At 71.2% G+C, this 25,581-nt stretch carries 23 protein-coding genes and 1 tRNA gene; 18 read left to right on the forward strand and 6 right to left on the reverse strand.

Annotated features, from left to right (window positions below; genetic code table 11):
• Positions 1 to 56 precede the first annotated feature (56 nt).
• Positions 57 to 2,399, reverse strand: a complete 2,343-nt coding sequence (locus DVK05_RS10110) for a DEAD/DEAH box helicase (protein ID WP_121563232.1) — start codon at positions 2,397 to 2,399, stop codon at positions 57 to 59.
• Between the two features lie 201 nt (positions 2,400 to 2,600).
• Between DVK05_RS10110 and DVK05_RS10115 the strand changes: the two genes are divergently transcribed.
• The 8 genes from DVK05_RS10115 to DVK05_RS10150 all read left to right on the forward strand — a co-directional run bounded on the left by DVK05_RS10115 (position 2,601) and on the right by DVK05_RS10150 (position 12,391).
• Positions 2,601 to 2,963 (forward strand): TRAM domain-containing protein, encoded by a 363-nt coding sequence (locus DVK05_RS10115; RefSeq protein WP_053770397.1) that lies wholly within the window; start codon positions 2,601 to 2,603, stop codon positions 2,961 to 2,963.
• A gap of 92 nt (positions 2,964 to 3,055) precedes the next feature.
• The gene (locus DVK05_RS10120; protein WP_121563233.1) at positions 3,056 to 8,530 is read left to right on the forward strand and encodes an LAGLIDADG family homing endonuclease; all 5,475 of its coding nucleotides are present in this window, start codon (positions 3,056 to 3,058) and stop codon (positions 8,528 to 8,530) included.
• Entirely contained in the window at positions 8,531 to 8,830 is a 300-nt protein-coding gene (locus DVK05_RS10125) for a hypothetical protein (RefSeq protein ID WP_121563234.1), read from the forward strand.
• Between the two features lie 107 nt (positions 8,831 to 8,937).
• Positions 8,938 to 9,276 carry a hypothetical protein gene (locus DVK05_RS10130; protein WP_121563235.1) on the forward strand — a complete coding sequence of 113 codons (339 nt, stop codon included), beginning with the start codon at positions 8,938 to 8,940 and terminating at the stop codon, positions 9,274 to 9,276.
• Positions 9,273 to 10,085 carry a hypothetical protein gene (locus DVK05_RS10135; RefSeq protein WP_121563236.1) on the forward strand — a complete coding sequence of 271 codons (813 nt, stop codon included), beginning with the start codon at positions 9,273 to 9,275 and terminating at the stop codon, positions 10,083 to 10,085. The genes DVK05_RS10130 and DVK05_RS10135 overlap by 4 nt, the downstream gene beginning before the upstream one ends.
• A 24-nt stretch (positions 10,086 to 10,109) precedes the next feature.
• The gene (locus DVK05_RS10140) at positions 10,110 to 10,973 is read left to right on the forward strand and encodes a hypothetical protein (protein WP_121563237.1); all 864 of its coding nucleotides are present in this window, start codon (positions 10,110 to 10,112) and stop codon (positions 10,971 to 10,973) included.
• On the forward strand, positions 10,970 to 11,620 hold the full coding sequence (locus DVK05_RS10145) for a chromosome partitioning protein ParA (protein WP_121563238.1): 651 nt from the start codon (positions 10,970 to 10,972) through the stop codon (positions 11,618 to 11,620). The genes DVK05_RS10140 and DVK05_RS10145 overlap by 4 nt, the downstream gene beginning before the upstream one ends.
• 75 nt (positions 11,621 to 11,695) lie before the next feature.
• Entirely contained in the window at positions 11,696 to 12,391 is a 696-nt protein-coding gene (locus DVK05_RS10150; protein WP_121563239.1) for a peptidase, read from the forward strand.
• 27 nt (positions 12,392 to 12,418) lie between these two features.
• Here the strand turns inward: DVK05_RS10150 and DVK05_RS10155 are convergent, their stop codons facing one another.
• Complete coding sequence (locus tag DVK05_RS10155; RefSeq protein WP_121563240.1) at positions 12,419 to 12,724, reverse strand: HalOD1 output domain-containing protein; 306 nt, start codon at positions 12,722 to 12,724, stop codon at positions 12,419 to 12,421.
• A gap of 124 nt (positions 12,725 to 12,848) precedes the next feature.
• On the opposite strand from DVK05_RS10155, the gene DVK05_RS10160 reads away from it, so the two are divergent.
• From DVK05_RS10160 to DVK05_RS17125, 3 genes are all read left to right on the forward strand, one after another.
• Positions 12,849 to 14,378 carry a phenylalanine--tRNA ligase subunit alpha gene (locus tag DVK05_RS10160; protein ID WP_121563241.1) on the forward strand — a complete coding sequence of 510 codons (1,530 nt, stop codon included), beginning with the start codon at positions 12,849 to 12,851 and terminating at the stop codon, positions 14,376 to 14,378.
• The gene (gene pheT, locus DVK05_RS10165) at positions 14,378 to 16,138 is read left to right on the forward strand and encodes a phenylalanine--tRNA ligase subunit beta (RefSeq protein ID WP_121563242.1); all 1,761 of its coding nucleotides are present in this window, start codon (positions 14,378 to 14,380) and stop codon (positions 16,136 to 16,138) included. Before DVK05_RS10160 ends, pheT begins: the two co-directional genes overlap by 1 nt.
• A 119-nt stretch (positions 16,139 to 16,257) precedes the next feature.
• Positions 16,258 to 16,413: a hypothetical protein gene (locus DVK05_RS17125; protein WP_158293540.1), complete on the forward strand. Its 156-nt coding sequence runs from the start codon at positions 16,258 to 16,260 to the stop codon at positions 16,411 to 16,413.
• A gap of 78 nt (positions 16,414 to 16,491) precedes the next feature.
• Here the strand turns inward: DVK05_RS17125 and DVK05_RS10170 are convergent, their stop codons facing one another.
• Entirely contained in the window at positions 16,492 to 17,130 is a 639-nt protein-coding gene (locus tag DVK05_RS10170) for a bifunctional 4-hydroxy-2-oxoglutarate aldolase/2-dehydro-3-deoxy-phosphogluconate aldolase (RefSeq protein ID WP_121563243.1), read from the reverse strand.
• A gap of 203 nt (positions 17,131 to 17,333) precedes the next feature.
• Between DVK05_RS10170 and dgoD the strand changes: the two genes are divergently transcribed.
• From dgoD to kdgK1, 5 genes are all read left to right on the forward strand, one after another.
• Positions 17,334 to 18,485 carry a galactonate dehydratase gene (gene dgoD / locus DVK05_RS10175; RefSeq protein ID WP_121563244.1) on the forward strand — a complete coding sequence of 384 codons (1,152 nt, stop codon included), beginning with the start codon at positions 17,334 to 17,336 and terminating at the stop codon, positions 18,483 to 18,485.
• Positions 18,486 to 18,525: 40 nt separating this feature from the next.
• The gene (locus DVK05_RS10180; RefSeq protein WP_121563245.1) at positions 18,526 to 19,356 is read left to right on the forward strand and encodes an SDR family NAD(P)-dependent oxidoreductase; all 831 of its coding nucleotides are present in this window, start codon (positions 18,526 to 18,528) and stop codon (positions 19,354 to 19,356) included.
• Positions 19,357 to 19,540: 184 nt separating this feature from the next.
• Positions 19,541 to 19,849 (forward strand): AbrB/MazE/SpoVT family DNA-binding domain-containing protein, encoded by a 309-nt coding sequence (locus DVK05_RS10185; RefSeq protein ID WP_121563246.1) that lies wholly within the window; start codon positions 19,541 to 19,543, stop codon positions 19,847 to 19,849.
• Positions 19,846 to 20,298 (forward strand): PIN domain-containing protein, encoded by a 453-nt coding sequence (locus tag DVK05_RS10190; RefSeq protein WP_233559362.1) that lies wholly within the window; start codon positions 19,846 to 19,848, stop codon positions 20,296 to 20,298. Before DVK05_RS10185 ends, DVK05_RS10190 begins: the two co-directional genes overlap by 4 nt.
• 164 nt (positions 20,299 to 20,462) lie before the next feature.
• Positions 20,463 to 21,419 (forward strand): bifunctional 2-dehydro-3-deoxygluconokinase/2-dehydro-3-deoxygalactonokinase, encoded by a 957-nt coding sequence (gene kdgK1 / locus DVK05_RS10195; protein WP_121563402.1) that lies wholly within the window; start codon positions 20,463 to 20,465, stop codon positions 21,417 to 21,419.
• Positions 21,420 to 21,504: 85 nt separating this feature from the next.
• On the opposite strand, the gene DVK05_RS10200 is transcribed toward kdgK1, so the two are convergent.
• Positions 21,505 to 22,509: a Gfo/Idh/MocA family protein gene (locus DVK05_RS10200; protein ID WP_121563247.1), complete on the reverse strand. Its 1,005-nt coding sequence runs from the start codon at positions 22,507 to 22,509 to the stop codon at positions 21,505 to 21,507.
• A 147-nt stretch (positions 22,510 to 22,656) separates the two neighbouring features.
• On the opposite strand from DVK05_RS10200, the gene DVK05_RS10205 reads away from it, so the two are divergent.
• Positions 22,657 to 23,034 (forward strand): YccF domain-containing protein, encoded by a 378-nt coding sequence (locus DVK05_RS10205; protein WP_121563248.1) that lies wholly within the window; start codon positions 22,657 to 22,659, stop codon positions 23,032 to 23,034.
• Positions 23,035 to 23,103: 69 nt separating this feature from the next.
• Here DVK05_RS10205 and DVK05_RS10210 read toward each other — a convergent pair whose 3' ends face one another.
• Positions 23,104 to 23,898 (reverse strand): winged helix-turn-helix domain-containing protein, encoded by a 795-nt coding sequence (locus DVK05_RS10210; RefSeq protein ID WP_121563249.1) that lies wholly within the window; start codon positions 23,896 to 23,898, stop codon positions 23,104 to 23,106.
• Between the two features lie 210 nt (positions 23,899 to 24,108).
• Between DVK05_RS10210 and DVK05_RS10215 the strand changes: the two genes are divergently transcribed.
• On the forward strand, positions 24,109 to 25,053 hold the full coding sequence (locus tag DVK05_RS10215; protein WP_121563250.1) for a DMT family transporter: 945 nt from the start codon (positions 24,109 to 24,111) through the stop codon (positions 25,051 to 25,053).
• A 337-nt stretch (positions 25,054 to 25,390) separates the two neighbouring features.
• Here DVK05_RS10215 and DVK05_RS10225 read toward each other — a convergent pair.
• A tRNA-Arg gene (locus tag DVK05_RS10225) sits at positions 25,391 to 25,463 on the reverse strand.
• Positions 25,464 to 25,581 lie beyond the last annotated feature (118 nt).

Below are 25,581 nucleotides of genomic sequence, written 5' to 3' on the forward strand. Positions count from 1 at the left end.
CTCGTGGCGGGGTTTATCGGGGATGCGGAGCGCCGGTAGCGGGCGGGGCGACGCCGTCACTCCACCCGGACCGTCCGCGTCGCCGTGACGGGGAGCAGCGGGAGGTCCGGGAAGGCGACCTCGACGACGAACTCCAGTTCGTCGGCGTCCGGCGGCCCGAACACGCCGACCGGGACCGTCGCCGTCCCGTCGAGGTACGTCGTCGTCGCGGTCATCTCCACGCCGTTGACCGTGACGCGGATCCCGGCGCGCGCGCCGCCGGAAACGGCCTCGACGGCGACCTCGCACATCTCGTTTTCGCCGACCGCGATGGCCTCGGGGAAGTCCCCCCAGTCGACGTCGACGCGGGGGCAGTCGCGCGCGGCGTCGACGATCCGCTCCGCGACGGAGTCGCTCATGCCGGCGCGCTCGAGGCCCGCCGCGCCGGCGTCGACCACGTCGACGGGGGAGGCGAGGCCGGCGTCCGCGAGGCGCTCGGCGCGACCGGAGCCGACCCCCTCGATCGCCGTGAGCGCGACCGCCTCGCGGGAGACGCCGTGCTCGACGCGCGCCTCGACGCGGCGGGCGAGGTTGGCGGCGCGCGGGCCGGCGAAGCGGTCGAGGAACTCCGCGAGCGCGGCGAGCAGGCGGAGCGCGTTCTGCCGGATCACCCACGCGTCGGACCGGAGGTCCGAGGGGATCGAGTCCGCCATGCCGGCGAGCAGGATGGCGAACACCTTGCGGTGGCCGTCCTCCAAGTCGGTGTCGCGCCCGTCGAGGATGCGGTCGATGGCGTCCGCCTCGGCCGACCGCGCCGAGACGGAGTCGAACTCACCGGCCGACGCGACGGTCGCCAACACCGAGTCGACCGTCAGCGTCTCGCGGTCGGCGAGCCGGCGGAAGCGGCGGGCGGTGTCGAGCCGGAGGTAGTACTTGGAGGCGAGGCGTCCGAGGGCGGTCGGCTCGATCGCGAGGTCGTCGTCGGCCGCGACGAACCCGTCGTCGACGAGCGATTCGAGCGTGTCGCGCACGCGGTCGCGGAGCGTCGGGAAGTCGTACGCGTCCGGCTCCGACCGCGCGCGGACGTAGTAGAAGGTGGTCTCCAACCACGCCATCACGTCCTCGAGCCCGCGGATCGTCCCCATCGCGATCTCGGCGTTGAGGTGCGACTCGAGGTCGGCGGCGAGCCGCGACTCGATCTCCTTGCCGTCGCGGAGCAGCTCGCGGTATTTGTCGGCGTCCGCGCGGTCGCAGACCACCCAGCCGTACCCCACGTCGTCGTACTCCGGCCGGCCGGCGCGACCGAGCATCTGGAGCACGTCCAGCGGCGAGATGTCGGTCTCCCCCTCCATCGGGTCGTGGTACTTGGTATCTCGGATCACGACGCAGCGCGCGGGGAGGTTCACCCCCCACGCCAGCGTCGACGTCGAGAAGAGGAACTTGATCTTCCCCTGCTTGAACCACTCCTCGACGCGGTCGCGGTCGTCCTTCCCGAGGCCGGCGTGGTGGAAGCCGACGCCGTCCGTGACCGACTGGCGGAGCGTGTCGTTAGTGAGTTCCTTGGCCTCGTTGTGGAAGTCGTAGTCGTCCCGCGAGTCGATCGGGATGTCGCGTTCGGTGATCTCGTCGCGCGCCTTCTTCGCCGCCTGGACCGTGTCCTGCCGCGAGGAGACGAAGACGAGGGCCTGCCCGTCCTCGCGGACGTGCGGCTCGGCCAGGTCGAGCGCGCGGTAGAGCCGCCGGTACTTGTCGGCGAAGGCGTTCGAACCGTGCGAGTACGTCTTCACGCCCGTTTCGAGGTCGACCGGGCGGTACTCGTCGCCGAAGGCGTACGTCGTCTCCGCGGGCGCGTCCAGCCACTCCGCGACGTCGTCGATGTTCGGCATCGTCGCCGACAGCGCCACGATGCGGGGATCTTGGAGCCGGCGGAGCCGCGAGACGGTGACCTCCAGCACCGCGCCGCGCTTCTCGGAGTCGAGCAGGTGGACCTCGTCGATGACGACGCAGTCCACGTCGGTGATAAAGGAGTAGCGCGCGGAGTCGTGCTTCCGCGTCGCGCTGTCGGCCTTCTCGGGGGTCGTCACCAGCACGTCGGCGCGCTCGGCGCGGCGCGGGTTGAGGTCGCGCTCGCCCGAGACGACGTAGACGGAGTAGCCGAGCTCCTCGAAGCGCTCCCACTCGCTCTCCTTCTCGTTGGTGAGCGCGCGCAGCGGCGCGACGAAGAGGGCCGTCCCGCCCGCGTCGAGCGTCTTACAGATGGCGAGCTCGGCGAGCGCCGTCTTCCCGGAGGCCGTCGGCGCCGACGCGACCACGTTGTGGTCGGTCTCTAGGATGCCCGGCAGCGCCTCCCGCTGCATCCGGTTGAACTCGTCGAACCCGAAGGCGTCGGCGAACTCCGGCACCGCGTCCGCGACCTTCACGGCACACCACACCCGGACGCGTGTCGTCGGGAACCGCGGCTGTGTCGCATCGGATCGAGAGGGGGGCTTCGAGGGCAAAGGCGTTTCTCATGCGGCCGCGGGGGAGCCGAGGCGGTCGAGGGAGACACGGGCGGGGTGATCGGCCCCGCCGCGCCGCCACGTACCCACACCGTTTAGGTGGCCGCGGCCGACCGCACGGGTATGATTCCCACGTCGCCGCTCGTCGTCGGTATCGCCGTGGCGGTCGCGCTGCTCGCGCTGTTCGTGCTCGCCCGCCGGCTCCGCGGGCCGTCGAGCGAGGCGCGCGAGTCGAAACGCGCCCACGAGGCGGCACAGGAGCGCGAACCGCCCGTCGAGATCGGCGAGACCTACGAGTTCGGCGTCACCGAGCTCACCGACCACCACTCCGGCGACGAGGTCGCCGTCGGGAAGGTCGAAGGGTTCGTCGTCTTCACCGAGGAGATCCCGAGCGGGCTCGAACCGGGCGACGTGATCCGGGCGAAGGTGCTCTCGTTCAACGAGGGGCGCACCTCCGCCGACGCGACGTTCGTCGAACGCGCGTAGCCGAGGGCGGATCGCCGGCGCGAGACGGCGGCCGCGACCACGTCCGCTCCGAACCGGAGGTTCATACGTGATGCCGACGAAGTGGTGTCGCAATGGCTCAGGCCGGCACCCAGGACCTCACGGAGCGGTTCATCCAGTTCTATCGCAACTACTACCGTGAGGAGATCGGACAGCTCGCCCAGCGGTACCCCAACGAGCAGCGCTCGCTGTACGTCTCCTACGACGACCTCTTCCAGTTCGACCGCGACCTCGCCGAGGACTTCCTGAACAAGCCGGAACAGATGCGCGAGTACGCCGAGGAGGCGCTGCGGCTCTACGACCTCCCCGCCGACGTGAGCCTCGGCCGCGCGCACGTCCGCATCGAGGACCTCCCCGAGAGCGTCGACATCCGCGGCATTCGGGTCCACGACGACCACATCGGCAAGCTCGTCTCGATCCAGGGCATCGTCCGCAAGGCCACGGACGTCCGCCCGAAGGTGACCGAGGCCGCCTTCGAGTGCCAGCGCTGCGGCACGATGACGTACATCCCCCAGTCCGACGGCGGCTTCCAGGAGCCCCACGAGTGCCAGGGGTGCGAGCGACAGGGCCCGTTCCGCGTCAACTTCGACCAGTCCGAGTTCGTCGACTCCCAGAAGCTCCGCATCCAGGAGTCGCCCGAGGGGCTGCGCGGCGGCGAGACCCCCCAGTCGCTCGATGTCGACATCGTCGACGACATCACCGGCGAGGTGAGTCCCGGCGACCACGTCACCTGCGTCGGCGTCCTCCACATCGAGCAGGTCGAGCAGGGCAACGAGAAGTCCGCCATCTTCGACCTGTACATGGACGGCGTCTCCATCGCCATCGAGGACGAGGAGTTCGAGGACATGGACATCACCGAGGCGGACAAACGCGACATCATCGAGCTCTCCGAGCGCGACGACATCTACGAGGCGATGGTCGGCTCCATCGCGCCCGCCATCTACGGCTACGAGGAGGAGAAGCTCGCGATGATCCTCCAGCTGTTCTCCGGCGTCACGAAGCACCTCCCCGACGGCTCGCGGATCCGCGGCGACCTCCACATGCTCCTGATCGGCGACCCTGGTACCGGGAAGTGTCTAGATGGGGACACGAATGTCGTGCTCAACGATGGACGAGAAGTTCCGATACGCGAGTTGGTCGAGCGGAATCTCGACGATCCGAAGCCGGTTGACGACGGCGTCTGGGACAGCGTCGACTTCGAAGTTCCCGCGCTTCAGGATGACGGCGCTGTCGGGGCGTCCCGCGCGACGAAAGTCTGGAAGAGAGAGGCGCCAGCAGAGATGTATCGGATCGAAACGGCGTCGGGTCGTGAACTCAACGTGACGCCTTCGCACCCGCTGTTCATCCAGCGGGACGGGCAGTTCGCGCCGGTCCGCGCCGAGCAACTGGAAGCGGGCGAATTCGTGGCGGCGCCCGCGCGACTCGACGCGGATGCTAACGACACGCTCAACGTCGATTTCCGTAGGGCTCAGTCGCACAATGCCGTCCGTCTCGACGCTCCCGAACGGTGGACGCCAGCGCTCTCCCGGCTAATTGGATACATTGTTGCTGAGGGCTACGTCGAGAAGCGCGACGACCACTCGGGGTTCGTTTCGATCACGAACAACGACGAGGAGGTCCTCGAAGACGCGCGGAACACGCTCCACGACCTCAACCTCGAAACGACCACCAGGCAGCCGCACGATGGCAAGAGTGCGCGGGAGTTGCTATGTTCCGCCGGCGAGTTCGTCAGTTTCCTCGACGAGATTGACGAAGCGCTACTGAAAGGCTCCGCTGAAAAGCGGGTCCCGTCGAGAATCGCAGGCGCATCCGACGAGATAACCGCGGCTTTCGTTGAAGGATTCATCGAGGGGGAAGGTCACGTCTCCGCGTCACAACGCGAGATAACGGTCGCGTCGGTAAGCGAGGAGCTTCTTGAGGGAGTCCGATCGCTCCTGCTTCAACACGGAATTACATCTCAGTTACACGAGCGGCACAACGGAAGCTACCGGCTCCGTATCAGCGGCGCACAGTTCGACCGCTACGTCACTGAGATCGGGTTCGTTACTGAGCGAAAACAGTCTACAGCGGAGGATCACCTCGAAACGGATCGGAACACGAACGTGGACGTGATCCCGAACGTCGGTCCGACGCTTCGTCGACTCCGCGAGTCGCTGGGGCTGACACAGTACGAGTGCGGCGTCCCGCGGAACACCTACCGACACTACGAGGCCGGTAGTCGGAATCCGAGTCGGGACGCCCTCACCCGAATTGTCGACGCGTTCGAAGACGCGTGTGGGTCTCCCGTCGACGGCGACACCGATGCCTTCGCCAAAACGGACGGCGGGGCCACCGCACGCAACATCGCCGCGCTCCGGCGACTCGCGGAGAGCGATATCTGCTGGGATCGGATCGAGTCCATCGAGCGAGTTGAAAGCGAGGACGAGTGGGTGTACGATCTCGAAGTCGAGGGGACTCACAACTACGTCTCGAACGGGATCGTCTCGCACAACTCACAGATGATTTCGTACGTAGAAAACATCGCTCCCCGCTCGGTGTACACCTCCGGGAAGGGGTCGTCTGCGGCGGGCCTCACGGCCGCGGCCGTCCGCGACGACTTCGGCGACGGCCAGCAGTGGTCGCTCGAAGCCGGCGCGCTCGTCCTCGCGGACAAGGGGATCGCGGCGGTCGACGAGTTGGACAAGATGGACTGCGTCACCGGCGACGCGCTGGTCTCCCTCGCCGACGGGCGCGTCGAGCGCATCGGAGAGCTGGCGCGGGAAGCGGCCGAGGACGGCGAGGTCGAGGAGCTTTCGAACGGGCGACGTATCCGCGACGTCGACCTCGACGTCTGGTCGATGAACGAGGACGGAAACCTCGTCGAGCGGTCGGTTTCGGCGGTCCACGAGTACGACGTGCCGTCGGAACTGACCCGAGTGACGACGGAGACGGGCGAGTCGCTGACCGCGACCGCCGACCACCCGTTCTTCGTCCTCGAGGACGGCGAGCGCGTCGAGCGCGAGGCGGCCGCGCTGAACGACGGCGACTGGGTGTACGTCCCGCGCGAGATCCCGACGAGGGCGGCGGACGGCGGAGCGGTGGCCGCGAGCGGGGGAGAGGGGCCGGCGACCGAGCCCGGCGACGACCCGACGGTCGACGCTGACGGGGTCGACCCCGCCACGGCGAGCGTCCTCGGGTACCTCTCCGGTGACGGCAACGTCTACTACGACCGCGATGAGGGCGTCTACGGCGTCCGGTTCACGAACGCAGACGACGACCTCCTCGACGACTTCGAGCGCGCGGCGCGGGCGGCGTTCGACGCGGAGCCGGTGCGGCCGCCGAGCGAACGGCGCGACGACGGCGTCGAGACGGTCCGGGTCACCGGGAAGGAGCACGCCGACGCCGTCCTCGACGCGGGGATGAATCTCGGCCGGTACGACGAGAAGTGCTTCCCGACCGCCGTGACGACCGGGAGCCGCGCGGCGAAGGCCGCGTTCGTCCGCGCGCTGGCCGACAGCGAGGGCCACGTCGACGAGTCGGCGGGCAACGTTCGGATAGCGTCGGCGAGCCGAGACCTCCTCCGCGGCACCAAGAACCTCCTCTTACAGTTCGGCGTGTCGAGCCAGCTCCAGCACCGCGAGCGAGACGGCGGGCGCGACGTGTACTACCTCACGGTGACCGACGCGGACTCGCTCGCGGCGTTCCGGCGGTACGTCGGGTTCACGGCCACGCGGAAGGCTGAAGCCCTCGACCGCGTCGTCGCTGCCGCCGACGGCGACCGCACGATTCTCGACGTGGTCCCGGAGGTCGACGACGTGCTGGCGCGGTGTCGCGACTCGCTACGGCTCCACCAGAGCGAGTGCGGCATCGGCGCCGTCACGTACCACGACTTCGAGACCGGGAGCGCGAACGTCTCGCTCCACCGCGCCGAGCGGATACTCACGGCGTTCGAGAGGCGGCGCGAACGCGCGGCCGACGACCGCGGTGCGCTCGACGCGACGCCGACGTGGGAGACGCTCTCGGAGCTTCGGAGTCGATACCACGTCTCGCAGTCCGAGTTAGCCGAGGGGACGACGCTGTCCCAGCAGCAGGTCTCCCGCGAGTGGGGGGAGAGCGACGAGGTCCGTCGGACGGTGGCCGCGCGACTCCGGGAGGTACTCACCGACGTCGCGGAGACCGACCTCGACGACCTCCGGGAGTTCGTCCGCGGCGAGGTGAAGTGGCGTCGGGTCGAGTCGGTCGAGACGATCCCGCCCGAGTCGGTCGAGCACCGCGGCGAGGTGCTCCGGCAGCGCCTCGTCGACGTCATCGGCGGGCCGGTCGACACGGCGGAAGCGCGCGCTCGCGAACTGCTCGACCGCGGTCCGGTCGGCGAGACGCGAGCGGCGCTGTCGGCGGCACTCGACGCTCACGATGTCAGTCAGGCGGACGTGGCGTCGGGGCTCGACGTGAGTCAGGCGACCGTGTCGCGCTGGCTGTCCGGCGCCGTCGAGACGGACCGGTTCGACGACCTGCGCGAGGCCGTCGTTGAGGAGGTCGGCGCCATGAAGGCGGAACTGCGGTCGATCCTCTCCCGGATCGACGACGGCGAGCGACCGAGGGTGTACGACCTGACCGTCGAGGGGACGCACAACTTCGTCGCGAACGGGCTCGTCGTCCACAACTCCTCGGACCGCTCCGCCATGCACGAGGGCCTCGAACAGCAGAAGATATCAGTCTCGAAGGCGGGGATCAACGCCACCCTCAAGGCGCGGTGTTCGCTGCTCGGCGCGGCGAACCCCAAGTACGGTCGGTTCGACCAGTACGAGCCGATCGGCGAGCAGATCGACTTAGAGCCCGCGCTCATCTCGCGGTTCGACCTCATCTTCACGGTGACGGACAGCCCGGACCCGGAGCACGACTCCCGGCTGGCCCAGCACATCCTCAAGACCAACTACGCGGGCGAGTTGAACACCCAGCGGGCGGAGGTGCCGTCGTCGGAGTTCACGGCCGAGGAGGTCGACAGCGTCACGGAGGAGGTGGCGCCGGAGATCGACGCCGAGCTATTACGGAAGTACATCGCCCACGCGAAGCGGAACTGCTACCCGACGATGACCGACGAGGCGAAGGACATCATCGAGGAGTTCTACGTCGACCTCCGGTCGAAGGGCGCCGACGAGGACGCGCCGGTGCCGGTCACCGCGCGGAAGCTGGAGGCGCTGGTGCGCCTCTCGGAGGCGAGCGCGCGGGTCCGCCTGTCGGACACGGTCGAGCGGGAGGACGCCGACCGCGCGACCGACATCGTCGAGTCGTGTCTCAAGGACATCGGCGTCGACCCGGAGACGGGGCAGTTCGACGCCGACGTGGTCGAGACGGGCACCTCGAAGAGCCAGCGCGACCGCATCAAGAACATCAAGGGGCTCATCGCCGACATCGAGGAGGAGTACGAGGAGGGCGCGCCGGTCGACGAGGTGCTCGACCGCGCCGACGAGATCGGGATGGACCCGGGGAAGGCGGAACAGGAGATCGAGAAGCTCCGGACGAAGGGCGAGGTGTACGAGCCCAAGCAGGGCCACCTCCGGACGACGTAGATGGACCGCATCTCAGCGATACGGAACGTCGAGGACGCGCTCCGCGAGTTCGAGGACGGCGAGGCCGACCTCGCGGCCACGGAGCGGCGCGTCGCGGCCGTCCTCCGCACGTACGCAACCGAGTTCGACGGCGACGGCGACGTGTTCCGCGCGGTCGGCGACGACCCTGTCGACGGCACCGTCGTCGTCGCGCCCTCGGAGCCGGCGGCGCGGGAGCGCGTCCTCGCCGCCAGCGGCGTCGACGGCGAACGCGACCCGGACGGCGGGGACGGGCCCGCGTTCGACGTCGAGCGCTTCTGAAGACTCGGCCTCGAAGGCGAGACCGGCGGCCGGGACGGCGGTCGCTGAAGCCGACTGAAACGTTCCGGTCCGGAACGGCTAAATTGGAAAATCGACCACCCGCGGGCGTGCTGCTGGTCGTGACGTACTCGGCGGCCGCCCGGACCGGCCTCCGGAACCTGTGTCGCCGCCACGAGGGAGTCGTCGCTCGGCGGTTCGGGCGCGCCGCGCTGTTCGACGAGACGGTGTACGCCGCGTTCCTCGCGTTGCGGCTCCGAGAGTCGCACGGCGGGGACGTCCAGATCGAGCGCACCGAGCCGTTCAACGAGTTCGTCGCCGTCGACGAGCCGGTCCGAGAGGCCGCCGCGGCCTACGCGGACCGGAGCGCGGAGTCAACGCCGTACGCGGCGTTCGCGGCGGGGACGGACCACCCGCACCCGGACGCCATGCGCGGCAAAGAGCTGTGACCGAGACGAGACCGACACCGCGGGAGCCGGACCGGGAGGAGGAGGCCGACGGCAACGAGGACGAGTCGGCTGCGGTCGAGGGACCGCCGGAGCCGAGGGCGGTGCTCGGGCGGCTCCCCACCGACGCGGGGCTCCGTCGGCAACTGGCGGCGGCCGCGCGCTCGCGGGGACGGACCGCGTCGGTCGCGGCAGAGATCGACGAGATCGAGGCGGAGCTCGCGGCGATCGAGGTCGAGCCGGTGGACCTGACCGCGGCGCGGCGGCGGGTCGCCGAGACGAGCGGCGAGATAGAGCGCCTGAAGGAGCGGGTCGCGGCGCTGCGCGGCGACGCCCGGGCGCGCCGCGCGGTCGACGCCGAAGCGGACGAGGCGCTCGACGACCTGGAGGCGGCGGCCGCGGAGCTGTCGGCCGCGCAGACGGAGGCGATCGCCGCCGAGCAGGCGCTCGAACGCGCGCGGGCGGAGGCGGCCCGGAACCGCGACGAGCGGCGACGGCGCCTGCGGCTCCGCGATCGGCTCCGGAACCGCCGCCGCGCCGCCCGCCGCGAACTCGCAGAGGGGATCTATCCGGCGTTCCAGCGCGCGCTCGCGGTCGTCCCGGGCGGCGATCCCGACGCCGCCGGCGCGGCCCCCGACGCGTACGACGGCGACCCGGTCGCGGCGTCGCTCGCGGCGGTCAGGGTCGCGGCGCTCGACGGCGCCGTCGAGCTGCGAGGGGACGCGGCCCGGAGGGTCGCGGCCGCCGACCGAGCGGCGAGGTCGCTGCTCCGAACCCCCGACGTCCGCGCGGCGTCCGACCCCGACGGTTAAATACGATTCCGCGGGACCCGGCGCATGGAACTCGACTGGTCCGTCGACCGCGAGGGGGAGTCGTCGCTCGTGGCTGTCCGGGTTCGCAACGACGGGGCGGTCCCGCGGCGGGTCCGGATCGAGAGCCGGCTGGACGGCCCCGTCCTGCCGCCGCGTCGCGGCGGCGTCCCCGAACGCGGGTGGGACGCCGGCGGCGTCACCGCGGTGATCGACCCGGGCGAGCGCGCGGCGTTCGGGTTCGCGGCGGTGGCGGAGCCGGTCGACCCGCCGGTCGAAATCGCGAGCGTCGAGCCCGCGACCGCGGAGCCGAACGGGGATGACGCGGCGACCGGAGGCGACGCAGACCGCGTTCGAGAAGCGGTCCGCGACCTCGACTCCCATCGCCCTCCGCGGCAGGCGGTCGACGGTGCGGGGGCGGTCAACGGTGACGGAAACGCGGTCGACGGCGACGAATCCGGGGGCGCGAGAGCGAGCGACTCGGACGAGGACGAGGACGAGACCGAGCGGGCGCGAAGCGGGGCCGACGCGGGATTCGACGACGCGGGATCCGACGACGAGGCGGACTCGATCGAAAGGGCCGGCGAGGGCGACGCGGAGCGGTCGGCGACCGTCGAGTCACCGCCGAGTGCGGCGGCGGACGGGGTCGACGCGTGGTTCGCGGCCGTCGAGGACCGGGTCGAGCGGGCGGAGCGGCTGAGCGGCGCCGACCTCGAAACGGCGACGGCGGCCGTCGAGGAGGCCGGCGGGCTCGACGCGGTCGCGTCTCTCGACGAGCGCGTCGCGGCAGACGCCGAGCGGCTGCGGGCGGTTCGCGACCGCGCCGCGGCGCTGGCCGAGCGGGCGGAAGCGAGCGAGGTGCCGACCGCGGCGCTGGAGGATCTCGCGTGATCCTCGCGGTCGCCGGCGGGAAGGGCGGCGTGGGGAAGACGACGCTCGCGTACAACGTCGCCGCCGCGCTCGGCGGGGTCGTCGTCGACGCGGACCTCGGGATGGCCGACCTGCCGGACGGCCGCGGCCCCGACCTCCACGACGTGCTGGGCGGCGCGGCGGACCCGGTCGAGGCGGTCCGCCCGGGCCCGGTCGACATCGTCCCGTGCGGACGGACGCTGGCCGGCGCGCGGGCGGCCGACCTGACGCGGTTGGAGGGGGCGGTCGCCGCGGTCGAACGGGAGTTCGGGACCGTCGTCCTCGACTGTCCCGCGGGGCGCCGCGCCGACGCCGGCGTGCCGCTCGCGGTCGCGGACGCCTGCCTGCTCGTCGTCTCGCCACGAGCGTTCGCGCTGGCCGACGCGATCCGCACCCGGGAGCTCGCCCGCGAACTCGACGCCGGGCTGGTCGGCTGCGCGGTCAACCGCGTGACAGAGCCGCCGCCGGTCGAGGCGGTCGGCGACGCGCTCGGCGCGCCGGTCGAGGTGATCCCGGCCGATCCCCGCGTCGGCCGGTCCGTCGCCGCGGAGCGGCCGGTCGTCGACGCCGCGCCCGACAGCGAGGCCGCGGCGGCGGTCCGGGCGCTCGCGCGCCGCGTTCCGGAGTGACCGGCGGGGACGGCGAGCCGGCGGCCCGTCGCGACACCGCGCCTTTTTACTCCGGGCGTCCCGTCGGCGAGAGCGATGATCAGGGTCGCGCTCGTCGCCGGCGTCGCCGTCGTCGCCGCGCTCGCCGTCGCCGTCGGACCGCTGTACGCGGCCGACCGCTTCCGGGACCTCCGGGAGCCGACGGGCGCCGAGCGCGCGCAGATCGCGGCGCTTGCGGACCCCGGCGGGCTCGGCGTCGACCGGATCGCGATCGAGTCCGTCGACGAGGGGGACGCGGCGGGCGGCGACGGCGCCTCGGCGGCCGCCGGCCCCGCGGAGGTGTCGGTCCGGGGACCGCCCGGCCGACGGGTGCTGTTCCTCACGGAGGACGTGCTGACCGACCTCGACGAGGACGCCGCGATCGGCCTGTTCGCGGCGGAGGCGGGGCGGGTCGCGACGTACTACGCCGAGTTCCGCGCGGTCGCCGTCGGGGCGGTGCTGGCGGCGCTGGCCGCGGTCGTCACGGCGCTCGTCCCGTTCGAGTCCGGCTTCGCCGCCCTCGTCGCCGTCGGGCTCGTCTCCTTCTGGGCCGGGCGGCGCGTCCAGTACGCGGCGGACGGCCGCGCCGCGGACGCCGTCGGCGCCGACCGCGTCGCGGACGCGTTCGAGCGGGTCGCGGCGCGCCGCGGCGCCGAGCCGGAGACCGGCGACTGGTCGACGTGGTTCGAGGTCCAGCCGCCGCTCGGGGACCGGATCGCGCGGCTCCGCGAACGGGCGGCGGAAGAGGAGTAACGGCGGCGTTCGGTACCGGTTCCCGAGTTAGTTCCGCGCTCGACGAGCGACCGCGGAGTCGGGGCCGACGCGGACGTCGTAGCCCGCGACCGTGAGCGAGACGTCGACGTCGCCGTCGGAGCGACCGGCGACGAGCGCGTTCAGCGCGTCGGGGTCGACGTGGTCGTACAGCACTACGCCCTCCTCGGGGAGCTCGGTCGGGTCGACGTCGGCGAGTTCGGCGATCGCCTCGACGACGGCGAGGCTGGGTGCGGGGCCGTCGCCGCCGTGGCTGACGCGCGCCGTCTCCGGGACCGGCCCGGAATCGCTCGCTCCGGTCGTTGCGCTGCTCATAGCCCTTTCTACTCCGATCTACTATATAACTCGGTCGTTCAACTTATCAGAAATGATTACCGAAGGGCGCGGTCCGGTCCCGGAACCGTTACCAACCAGCCGCCCGCGTGTAGGGATAACTCGAATGCGACTCCCGGAACGACAGCTCGCGGTCCTCGAGGCCGCGAGCGCGACGGACGAACGAACGGTGGCGGAGATAGCCGACGAGACGGGGCTGAAACCGGAGACGGTCGCCGGCGCCGCCTTCGACCTGGCCGACGAGGGGCTCGTCGAGGTCGGCTCGGCGACCGACGAGACGCTCGAGATCACCGACGAGGGGCGCCGCTACGTCGAGGCCGGGCTGCCGGAGACGCGGCTCTACCGGGCCGGGCTCGACGCGGGCGCCGACGCCGAGCCGGCCGCGATGGGCGCGGTCATCGGGGAGGCGGACTTAGACGGCCCCGAGGTCGACATCGCGCTCGCGAACTTCGCGCGGAAGGGCCTCGGGAGCGTCGACGGCGGCGAGCTCTCGGTCGACCCTGACGCCGACCCGGACGCCGACCCCGAGGCGGCGGCGCTCGCGGCCCTTGCGGACGCTGACGGCGAGGGGGTCGACGCGGACACCCTCGGCGTCGACGGCGCCGTGATCGAGCAGCTCGACTCGCGCGGGCTCGTGGCGGTCGGCGAGTCGGTCACCCGGACGGTGACGCTGACCGACGACGGCGTCGACGCGCTGATGACCGGCGTGGAGGCGACCGAGACGGTCGGCGCGCTCACGCCCGAGCTCCTCGCCAGCGGCGACTGGCGCGACGCCGAGTTCGCCGAGTACAACGTCGAGGCCGAGGCGGAGACGGCCCGCGGCGGCCGCAAGCACGTCCTCCGCCGGACCGCCGACCGCGTGAAGGACGTGCTGGTCGGCATGGGGTTCCAGGAGATGGAGGGGCCCCACGCCGACGCCGACTTCTGGATCAACGACTGCCTGTTCATGCCCCAGGACCACCCGGCGCGGACCCACTGGGACCGGTTCGCGCTCGACGTGGACCCGATGGACTCGATCCCGGACGAGCTGATGGCCCGGGTCGAGGCCGCCCACCGCGACGGGTGGGGGCTCGACGGCGACGGCTACCACTCGCCGTGGTCGGCCGACTTCGCCCGCGAGGTGGCGCTCCGCGGCCACACCACGTCGCTGTCGATGCGCTACCTCTCCGGGGTCGCGGGCGCGGAGCTGGAGCCGCCCCAGCGCTACTTCTCCGTCGAGAAGGTGTACCGCAACGACACGCTCGACCCGACGCACCTCCTCGAGTTCTTCCAGATCGAGGGGTGGGTGATGGCCGAGGACCTCTCGGTGCGCGACCTGATGGGCACCTTCGAGGAGTTCTACCGCCAGTTCGGGATCACCGACATCCGGTTCAAGCCGCACTACAACCCCTACACCGAGCCCTCCTTCGAGCTGTTCGGCGAGCACCCGGAGACGGGCGAGGAGATCGAGATCGGGAACTCCGGCGTCTTCCGCGAGGAGGTCACCGGCCCGCTCGGCGTCGACTGCGACGTGATGGCGTGGGGGCTCGCCCTCGAACGCCTCGCGATGTTAACTACCGGCGCGGAGGACATCCGCGACCTCCACGGCACCCTCGCCGACATCGACTTCCTGCGGAACGCGGAGGTGAGCTACTGATGCCCGTCGTCGACGTCGACCCCGACGAGCTGCGCGAGCTCACCGGCCACGACGAGAAGGGCGACGCGGAGCTGAAAGACGACCTGTTCGGGCTCGGCTTGGAGTTCGAGGGCGAGACCGACGACGGCATGTTCCAGTTCGAGTTCGCGCCCGACCGCCTCGACCGCCTCTCCGTCGAGGGGGTCGCGCGCTCGCTGCGCTACCACTACGGCGACGCGCGCGGCGTCTACGTGCCGAGCGCGAACGACCCCGAGTGGACCATCGAGGTCGACGAATCGGTGCCCGACGAGCGGCCGTTCGTCACGGGCGCCGTGGTCCGCGGCGTCGACCTCGACGAGGCGGCGCTGGAGTCGCTGATCCAGCTCCAAGAGAAGCTCCACGCGACGATGGGCCGCGGCCGCGCGAAGGGCGCCATCGGGATCCACGACCTCGCGATGGTGAAGGGCGCGCCGCTCCAGGAGGGCGCGGAGCCGTCGATCACCTACCGCGGCGTCGACCCCGAGGGCGACACGTTCGTCCCGCTCGACGCGAACGACGAGCTGACGCCCGCCGAGGTCCTGGCGGAGCACGACACGGGGACCACCTACGCGAACCTCGTCGAGGACCTCGACCGCTACCCGGCGATCTACGACGAGCTCGGCCTCTTCTCGTTCCCGCCCGTCATCAACGGGAAGCGGACCGAGGTGACGACCGGCTCGCGCGAGCTGTTCGTCGAGCTCACCGGCACCGACCAGTGGACGATCGACCGGATGTGCAACATCATCTGTTACGCGCTGTCGGCCCGGGGCGCGACGATCGAGGAGGTCGAGGTGAACTACGCCGACGGCGCGACGCACCCGAGCGAGTACGGGGCGGAGCTGGTCCGCCCGAACCTCGACACCGACGAGAAGAGCGTCTCGCACGACCGGATCGAGACGCTGCTCGGCGTCGACTTCGAGCCCGAGGAGGTCGTCGACTGCTTCGAGCGCGCCGGCCTCGACGCCTCCTACACGCTCGGCGAGGACGTCCGGTACGACGTGGAGATCCCGCCGTACCGCGTCGACGTGCTCCACCCGCTCGACCTCGTCGACGACGTGGGGCGCGCGTACGGCTTCGACAACCTGGAGCCGCGCTACCCCGACGTGGGCACCGTCGGCGGGCGCCACGAGCGCTCCCGGCTGGAGGACGCGGTCCGGACGAGCCTCGTGGGGCTCGGCTTCGAGGACCTGCTGAACTTCCACATGACGAGCGGGACCGAGAACTACGACCGGATGCGGATCGAGCCGGGCACCGGCGGCGCCGCGGTCGAGGGGGACGGCGTCTTCGGCGGCGGCGACCCGGTCGAGATCACGGAGCCGTACAGCGAGGAGTACACCCAGCTCCGCACCTGGGCGCTCCCGTCGCTCGTGATGCTCTTGGAGCGGAACACCCACAACGCCTACCCGCAGGACGTCGCCGAGGTCGGCTTCGTCGCCGAGCGCGACGACGCCGCGGACACGAACGTCGCCGAGTCGCGCCGCGTCGCGGGCGCGGTCGCCCGCCGCGACGCCTCCTACGAGGCCGCGAAGGGACGGCTCCAGGCGCTCTGTGACGACTTCGACGCCGACCTGGCGACCCCGCGGACCGAACACCCCTCGTTCATCGAGGGGCGCGCCGCCGCCGTCGCGATCGACGGCGAGCGCGTCGGCGTCATCGGCGAGCTCCACCCCGAGGTCCTCGTCGAGCACGACCTGGAGGTCCCGGTCGCGGCCTTCGAGTTCGACCTCGACGCGCTGCGCTGAGCGTCCGGGAAGCTCGATCGGAGGACGGCGGAACTTCCGGTTCGGCGGTTCCGTCACGAATTATCACGAATCCGACCCGGAGCAGAAGACATATATTCGTCTTGCCGTACTCGCCGGGCATGAACTGCGACAGATGCGGCGTCGACGCCTCGCTCGCGCACCGGGACGTCGACGGCTTCGCGTACTACCTGTGTGACGCCTGTATCAACGGGTGGGACGCGGTCCGCGGTTCGTCGCCCGAGGCCGGCGACGAGACGCGCTCGACCGCGCAGTAGCGCGCGTCGCTCGCGACGGCGACGCCGAAGCGTCGGCGCGCGGAGCGGTCGCTCCCGACGCGCCGGAGCGCGGAGCGGTCACTCACGGGCCGCCGCGACGGCCTCGACCACCGCGCGCGCGTTCGACCGGACCGCGTCGAAGTCGCCGGCGGCGATCGCCTCGCCGTCGACGATCGAACTGCCGACGCCGACCGCGGCCGCGCCCGCCTCGACGTAGTCGCCGGCGTCGTCCGCGCCGACGCCGCCGGTCGGGACGAGCGGGATCTGACCGAGCGGGCCGCCGATCGCCGCGACGTGGTCCGGGCCGCCGGTCGCCGCGGGGAACACCTTCACGAGGTCGGCGCCCGCCTCGAAGGCGTCGAGCGCCTCGGTCGGCGTGTACGCCCCGACCGCGATCGGCGTCCCGTAGCGGTTCGCGGTGCGGATCACGTCGCGGTTCACCGTCGGCGTCACGAGGAACTCGGCGCCGGCGAGCTGCGCCGCGCGCGCGGTCTCCGCGTCGAGGACGGTGCCGGCGCCGACGACGGCGTCGTCGACGCGGTCGGCGATCGCCGCGATCGACGCCGTCGCGTCCGGCGTGTCCGCCGTCACCTCCAGCGCCGTCACGCCGGCGTCGACGACCGCGTCCGCGACCCGCACGGCGTCGTCGCGCTCGACGCCGCGGAGGATCGCGATCACGCCGCCGTCCGTGATCCGGTCGAGTCGGTCGGTTCGCATGGTCGGTACCTGCTCGTCGCGGGGGCTTAAATCGAGGTGTGTCGCGGCCGCGTGGGCGAACCGCGGCCGCACCCGCCCGCTATTTAACGGACGGACGGGGAAGTACGACCGAGGCGACGGACCGGTCCGCGTCGGCCGCCGGCGGCGACGGACGACGCCCGAGTCCCGCGGCCGTCGGACCGGTCCGGAGACCCCAACACACCATGCACATCACCGACTACGAGCTGTTCGAAGTGCCGCCCCGTTGGCTGTTCCTGAAGCTCACGACGAGCGACGGGACCGTCGGCTGGGGGGAACCGATCGTGGAGGGGCGGTCCCACACGGTCGTCGCGGCCGTCGAGGAGCTGCTCGACGACTACCTGCTCGGCGAGGACCCGGCGCGGATCGAGGACCACTGGCAGACGATGTACCGCGGCGGCTTCTACCGCGGCGGGCCGGTCCTGATGAGCGCCATCGCCGGCATCGACCAAGCGCTGTGGGACATCAAGGGGAAGCGGTTCGGCGCGCCCGTCCACGAGCTGCTCGGCGGCCGCGCGCGAGACCGGATCCGCGTCTACCAGTGGATCGGCGGCGACCGGCCGGCGGACGTGGGCGAGGCCGCCCGCGAGAAGGTCGACGCCGGCTTCTCCGCGCTGAAGATGAACGCCACCCCGGAGCTGGAGTCGATCGACTCGCCGGCCGCGGTCGACGCCGCGGCCGACCGGATCGCGGCCGTCCGGGAGGCGGTGGGCGACGAGGTCGACGTCGGCGTCGACTTCCACGGTCGAGTGGCGAAGCCGATGGCCCGCCGGCTCGCGGCCGCGCTGGAGCCGTACGACCCGATGTTCATCGAGGAGCCGGTGCTGCCCGAGAACAACGACGCGCTGCCGGCGATCCGGGCGTCGACGACGATCCCGATCGCGACCGGCGAGCGGATGTACTCGCGGTGGGACTTCAAGGAGGTGCTGGAGGGGGACGCGGTGGACCTGATCCAGCCGGACGTCTCCCACGCCGGCGGGATCACCGAGCTGAAGAAGATCGCCTCGATGGCCGAGGCGTACGACGTGTCGGTCGCGCCGCACTGCCCGCTCGGCCCGATCGCGCTCGCGTCCTGTATCCAGGTCGACGCCTGCACGCCGAACGCGCTCATTCAGGAGCAGTCGCTCGACATCCACTACAACGAGACGAGCGACGTGTTGGACTACCTCGCCGACCCGTCGGTGTTCGAGTATCGGGACGGGTTCGTCGACATCCCCGACGGCGACGGGCTCGGGATCGAGGTCGACGAGGCGCACGTGCGCGAGCAGGCCGAGGAGGCGGTCGACTGGCACAACCCCGTCTGGCGCCACGACGACGGGTCGGTCGCGGAGTGGTGATCCCGATGGCGACCGACACGCGGCGACGGGGGGAGAGCCGATGACCCGGCGACGGGAGTCGCCGACCGAGGGCGCGGTCCCGGGCCGGTTCGCCGGCGAGACCGCGATCGTGACGGGGTCGACCAGGGGCATCGGCGCCGGCATCGCGGAGCGGCTGGCCGCCGAGGGGGCGAACGTCGTGGTCAGCGGGCGCTCGGAGGCGGCCGGCGAGGCCGTCGTCGAGCGGATCGCGGCGGGAGGCGAGCGAGGAGACGCGACGTTCGTCCGCGCCGACATGCGCGACCCGGACGACGTGGCCGCGCTGGCGGAGGCGGCCGCCGAGCGCTACGGCTCGGTCGACGTGCTCGTGAACAACGCCGGGGTCCAGACGGAGACGGCCGCCGACGAGGCGACGCTCGACGACTGGGCGTTCGTCGTCGAGACGGACTTCCGGGCGTACTGGCTGGCGGCGCGGGCCGCCCTCGAACACATGGACCGGGGCGCGATCGTGAACGTCTCGTCGAACCACGCGTACGCGACGATGCCGGCGCACTTCCCGTACAACGCCGTCAAGGCGGGCATCAACGGCATGACGCGCTCGCTCGCGGTCGACTTCGGTCCCCGCGTCCGGGTGAACACGGTCGTCCCCGGCTGGGTGGAGGTCGAGCGGACGCGCGACGAGCTGCCTGAGGGGCGGCTGGCGGAGGTCGAGGCGATCCACCCGACCGGACGGATCGGGACGCCGGCCGACGTCGCCGGCGCCGTCTCCTTCCTCGCGAGCGACGACGCCGCCTTCGTCACGGGGGCAGCGCTGCTCGTCGACGGCGGCCGCGGCGCGGTGATGCAAGACGACACGCTCCCGGACTACCGGGCGCGAGAGGACGCGGAGTAGGCGGGGACCGCGCGGTTGAGACTGGGAGGCCGGGCACCGCGAGGGCTCCCGTCACACTCACTGTTCGTATATGATTGTGCCCCACCCGGCACTCAGAAGTGACTCGTGAATCTCTAACGGATAAATTAGTAAGTCCCGAAAATTAATACCCAAAATATATTATTAACGCTCGTAAATTAAGAGTATGAGCGAATCAAGGTCGAAAGACGAGTCAGAATCAGGCGGTGAGGACACCTCAGCGACGGTGTCTGTATCGTCGTCGGGACAAGCAACGATTCCGAAAAAGTTCCGTGACAAGCTCGGTATTGACGCTCCGGGACAGGTGACGTTCCGCGAGACCGATGACGGTGAGGTGGTGATCGAACGCGTCCGGTCCGCGCAGGAGATGGCTGGATTCGCGGCTCGCTCTGGTGAGCCGTCGACAGACAATCCAGCGAGCGAAATGCTCCGTGAGAAGCGAGAAGCCGACAAAGCCGAGCGTGATTCCGAGTGAGCGGTCGCGAAGTCTACTCGCCGCCGCCCGAGATCGTCTTCGACGCCGAGCCGTTGGTGGCGCACGCGGATGAAGAACCGGGCTATGAGAAGGTTGCCGCATACCTCGATGCTGTTGCGGACGGGGTTTCACAAGGGTATTTGAACCGGGTGAACGCGACCGAAGTACGCTACATCCTCGGCCGAAAATACGGCGAATCCGTCGCTGACGAATACTTCGAGTGGCTCGGCACGATCGGTATCCATCCCACTCAAGGGCAACGAGTTTGGGAGACTGCTTCCGACTACATCCTCGACTACAACCCCGCACTCGGTGACGCATACGCACTCGCAACTGCTGACCGCCTTGGAGCGACGCTACTGATCGGTGGGGACGACGATTACAATGAGATAATTGCTGATGCCGACGCGTGCCTTTCCATCGAACGATTCCGGCACGGAAGGGCATAGCCCGGAGACCCACTGAGAGCGTGCGCCCGATACTTCTCATATACTGTGAGGGCTACTGACGCACCCTACACTCGTCGGTCGACGGCGATCACCCCCTCTTATAATCGGCCGAGAGTAGCACCCAATATGAACCCGTTCGAGACCTGCGCCGCGGGGTGGCGCCGATGACCGACCTCGTCACGTTCGGCGAGACGATGCTCCGGCTGTCGCCGCCGCGGGGCGAGCGGCTGGAGACGACGCGCGAGTTCACCGTCCAGGCCGGCGGCGCGGAGAGCAACGTCGCGGTCGGGGCCGCGCGGCTCGGCGCCGACGCCCGCTGGCTCTCGAAGCTCCCCGACTCGCCGCTCGGTCGGCGGATCGTGACCGAGCTGCGGAGCCACGGCGTCACCCCGAGCGTCGCGTGGGCCGACGGGGACGAGAGCCGCGTGGGGACCTACTACCTCGAGCACGGCGGCGAGCCGCGCGGGACGAACGTGATCTACGACCGCGCCGACGCGGCGATCACGACCGTCGAGCCCGACGAGCTCCCGACCGACGCGGTCGCGGCCGCGGACTGGTTCCACACGACGGGGATCACGCCCGCGCTCTCCGAGGCGACGGCCGAGACGACGACCGCGCTGTTGCGGACCGCCGGCGAGGCGGGGACCACGCGCTCGTTCGACCTGAACTACCGGGCGAAGCTCTGGGACCCGGAGACCGCGCGGGCGGCCTACGAGGACCTGTTCGAGCACGTCGACACGCTGTTCGTCCCGCGGCGGGACGCCCGGGAGGTGCTCGACCGCGAGGGCGGCGCCGTCGAGATAGCCCACGGGCTCGCCACGGAGTTCGGCTTCGACACGGTGGTCGTCACCCGCGAGCTGGAGGGGGCGGTCGCGCTCCACGACGGCTCGGTGTACGAGCAGGACGTGTACGAGGCGGAGACGTTCGACGCGATCGGCACCGGCGACGCGTTCGTCGCCGGCTTCGTCGCCGAGCGGCTGCGCGGCGGCGACCTCCCCGCGGCGCTCCGGTGGGGGTCGGCGACCGCGGCGCTGAAACGCACCACCGACGGCGACCTCGCGGTGACGACCCGGGCGGAGGTCCGCGACGTCATCGACGGCGGGGGCGGGATCGACCGGTGAGCCGCGCGGCGCCGAGCGAGGACTGACGGACACCGGGGCGCTGCGCCGGCGACCGGCGAGGGCGGCTCGGATCCGGTTCCCGCGGTCAGAGGTCGACCGGGCCGCCGTCGGCGGCGCTCTCGGCGAGCGCGTCGATGACCGCCATGTTGGCGACCGCCTCCTCGCCGTCGGTCAGAGGGGCGCTCCCGTCGGCGACGCGCTCGGCGAAGTGCTCGACCTGGAGCCGGTACTGGTCGACGGCGGGGAACGTCTCGGCCCCGTGTCGGCCGTCGATCTCGTACGTCAGCTCCACCGGCTCGTCGGTCGGCGCGTCGAACGCGCGCTCGACCTCGACCCAGCCGTTCGTCGCGTCGACGCGGTACCGCTGGACGAGCTGGGTGTCGAAGCCGGACGCGACCCGCGCCGAGCGGCCGTCGTCGTACGAGAGCACGCCCGCGAGCTCCGTGTCGACCCCGGCTCCGCGGGTGTCGCCGGCGTGGGCGTAGGCGCGGTCGGGCTCCCCGAGGATCGTCCGGGCGAGCGAGACGGGGTAACAGCCCACGTCCATGAGCGACCCGCCGGCGAGCCCGGGGTCGAGCCGCACGTCGTTCGGGCGGTCGTACAGCGGGAAGCGGAAGGTGGCCGTCACCGTGCGCACGTCGTCGAGTTCGTCCGCCGCGAGCGCGACGGCGCGCTCGGTGCGGGGGTGATAGCGGTACATGAACGCCTCCATCAGCGTGACGCCCCGCTCCTCGCAGTGCGCGACCGCGTCGCGCGCCTCGTCGGCGTCGGCGGCCAGCGGCTTCTCGCAGAGGACGTGGAGGCCGGCGTCGGCGGCGCGTTTCGTCCACTCGGCGTGGCTCCCGTTCGGGAGCGGGACGTACACGGCGTCGAGCGCGGCGTCGTCGAGCAGGGCCTCGTAGGAGCCGTAGCTGCGGGGGATCCCGTTCTCGGCAGCGAACCGCTCCGCGCGGGCGGCGTCGCGGGACGCCACCGCGCCGACGGTGTGATCGCTGGCGGCGACCGCCGGGATGACCGCTTTGCGGGCGATCCCCGCGGTGCCGAGGACGCCGAATTCGAGGCTCGTCGAGCCGGCCGGTGAATCGGACATGGCCGGGGCGACGCGCCCCCCGGGCAAGTCGGTTGGGGTCGGCGAGCGCGACGGCGGCCGGGACGGCGACCGCCGCCGACGCCCGTAGGGGTGTCGACGCTTCCGTGCGACGACACGGGTTTCCCCGCTGAGAACCTATCGGGAGCGATGGCACAACGGTCCCTGCTCGTTCGCGCGCTGTGGTTCGTCTTCGTCGGCTGGTGGGCGACGCCGGTCGTCGTCAACGTCGCGTGGCTGCTCAACGTCACGGTCGTCCTCCTCCCGGTCGGTATCAAGCTGATCAACCTCGTGCCGACGGTACTCACGCTCGCGGAGCCGCGGTCGCTCTCGGAGCCCGACTCGGCCCGCGGCCAGCGGTCGCTCCTCGTGCGGGCGGTCTACTTCGTCCTCGTCGGCTGGTGGCTGAGCCTGCTGTGGGCGAACGTCGCGTCGGCGCTCGCGGTTACGGTCGTGGGGGTGCCGGTCGCGGTGTGGATGCTCAACCGGCTGCCGTACGTCACGTCGCTGTACCGGTTTCACGGGTGAGGCCGGCGGCTCGCACCCGGTCCCGCTCGTCGAGATGCCCCTTCCGCCGCGGACCGGGGCGCCGACGGGTCACGCTTCGAACGTCGCCGGATCGAACGGCGTCGCGTCCGCCCAGTACTCGGAGAACGTCTCTCCGGCCCAGTCGCGGACGGCCGGGTCGTCGGTGTGGATCGCCGCGCGGAGGATCCCGCCCTCGTCGCGCACGAGCAGGTAGACGGTGCCGTCGGCGACGGTGACCGAGAGCGGCACTTCCCCGTCGGCGACGCGGATCGCCGCGTCGTCGTGGTCGACGAGCGCGCGCACCTGCGTCCACAGCCGGTCGTCGGCCGCGAGCGCCGCGAGCGCGCTCGGCGAGAGCACGGCCTCGAACGCCTGCCGACCCGCCACGACGCGGTCGTGCGCCGTCGAGAGGCTCTGCTCGTTCAGGGTGTGCGAGACCGCGCGCAGCGTCGACGCGCCCTCCATGCCGTCGAGGACGCGCTGAAGCGGCGCGCTCGGTCGCGTCCGGCTCGGCACCGTCACCGTCGCGTCGGCGAGCCGACGGAGGTCGAAGCCGAACTCGGCCGTGGGCAGGTACGCGACCACGTCGCGGAGCTTGCCCTCCGTCTCCAGGACGGCGACGAGGTCGTCGATCCCGTCCGCCACCAGCTCGCCGGTGGCGGTCGCGACGTGTCTGCCGCCCTCCCGCCTGACCCACGAGCGCTCGGCGAAGTCCTCGAGGATGCGGCCGAGCGTCGCCTGCGACGCCCCGGTCGCCGCCGCGAGTTCGCCCCGCGTGTGCGGCCGGGTCGCCAGCAGCCGTAGGACCTCGACGCGGTTGGTCGAGCGCGCGAGGAACTCGATCGCTTCGAGCGGCGCCTCCATAACGCGGTACAGTGCCCTCGCGGATAAACCGGCTTCGCTCCCCGCGGGGATTTCACGGGATGAAACGCTGTCGTAGTGGGCGGGCGTTTCGCGAAGCCGAACATTTTCTGAATTTCGTTATATGTCCGGGCGACGTTCGTCGAAGTGTGACCGATATTCCCGCTCCGATTGGCCGTTCGTCCGACGGCGAAACCGAGGTGTTACCGTAACGTGTTCACCCGACGGTCCGCCGCGCTGTTCGCCGTCTCGGCGCTGCTGTTCGGCGGGACGTTCGTCGCGGCCAAGACCGGCCTCGCGCACCTGCCGCCGCTGTTCTTCGTCGCCGTGCGGTTCGACATCGGCGCCGTCGTCCTCGCCGCGTTCGCGGCGACGCGCCTCTCGTGGGCGGACCTCCGTCCCCGGACCGCCGGCGACGTCGCCGGGATCCTCGCGACCGGCGTGCTGGTGATCGGACTGACGAACGCGCTGCTGTTCGTCGGGCAACAGTACGTGACGAGCGGAGTCGCGGCCGTCGTCTTCAGCCTGAACCCGATCCTCACCCCGGTGTTCGCCGGGCTGCTGCTCGCGGACGCCCGGCTCACCCCCCGCGGCGTCGTCGGGATGGGACTCGGACTGCTCGGGGTCGTCCTCGTGGCGAACCCCTCGCCGTCGGCGCTGCTCGGCGGCGGGATGGGCGTCCCGCTCCTCTTCGCGGCCGCGGTGACGAGCGCGTTCGGTGCGGTGGCGATCCGCCGCGCCGAGGCGACGCTGTCGAGCACCGCCCGCACCGTCTGGGGGGTCCCGCTGGCCGCCGTCCTCTCGCACGCCCTCAGCGTCGGCGCCGGCGAGTCCGTGGCCTCGCTCGCGGTGCCGCCCGTCGCGGTCGCCGCGCTGCTGTACGTCGGCGTCTGTTCGGGCGCCGTCGCGTACCTCGCCTACTTCGCGCTGATCGACGAGACCGACGCGACGCGGGCGAACCTGCTTTTCTACTTCGTCCCGGTCGTCTCGGCGGTGGGCGGGTGGGCGCTGCTCGGGGAGACCCTCTCGGCGCTGTCCGTCGCGGGGTTCGGCGTGATCTTCGTCGGCTTCCTCCTCGTCAGCGGGCGCGCGGTGCGTCCGTCGCGGATCGTTCGCTCGGTCGCCCCGGAACGGTTCGTCGGCGACCGGTCCGCCTGAGCGGCGCGTTCGCGATCGGGCCGGCGGAGCGATTCCGGGTCGGAGTGGCGCCAGCGCGATCGTCGTCATCGCCGTGAACCCGACCGAACCGCGGCGAGAGGTGCGACCCGCACTCCAGACAGACTCCGGACTCGTCGGGGTCGACGCGGAGCTCCATCATCCGGAGATCACCCCGAAGTTGGTTGGGTCGATCGGCCGACGCGAAGGGGTCGCGATCGGTGCCGTATTCAACCCGATTTCAAGACCGGGTTCGGAAGGAATCGATTCAGGCGATTCCGGGGCGTAGCGAGTCGCTACGGTAGAATTGGCATTAGTCGTGAAACGGTTCGTCAGTAAGCGGGCGCGACGGGATTTGAACCCGCGGCGTCTTGGTCCGGAACCAAGTGCTCTGTCCGCTGAGCTACGCGCCCTCACGAGCCGGTACCCGCGGCGAGCGTTTAACGCTTCTGACTCGGATCCTCGGCCGCCGGCCGCGGATCGGTCTGCCACTCGAAGGCGTCGTCGTCGGTGCCGCCGTCGACGAGGTAT

The sequence above is a fragment of the Halorubrum sp. Atlit-8R genome, assembly GCF_003666025.1.
Classification (GTDB): domain Archaea; phylum Halobacteriota; class Halobacteria; order Halobacteriales; family Haloferacaceae; genus Halorubrum; species Halorubrum salinarum.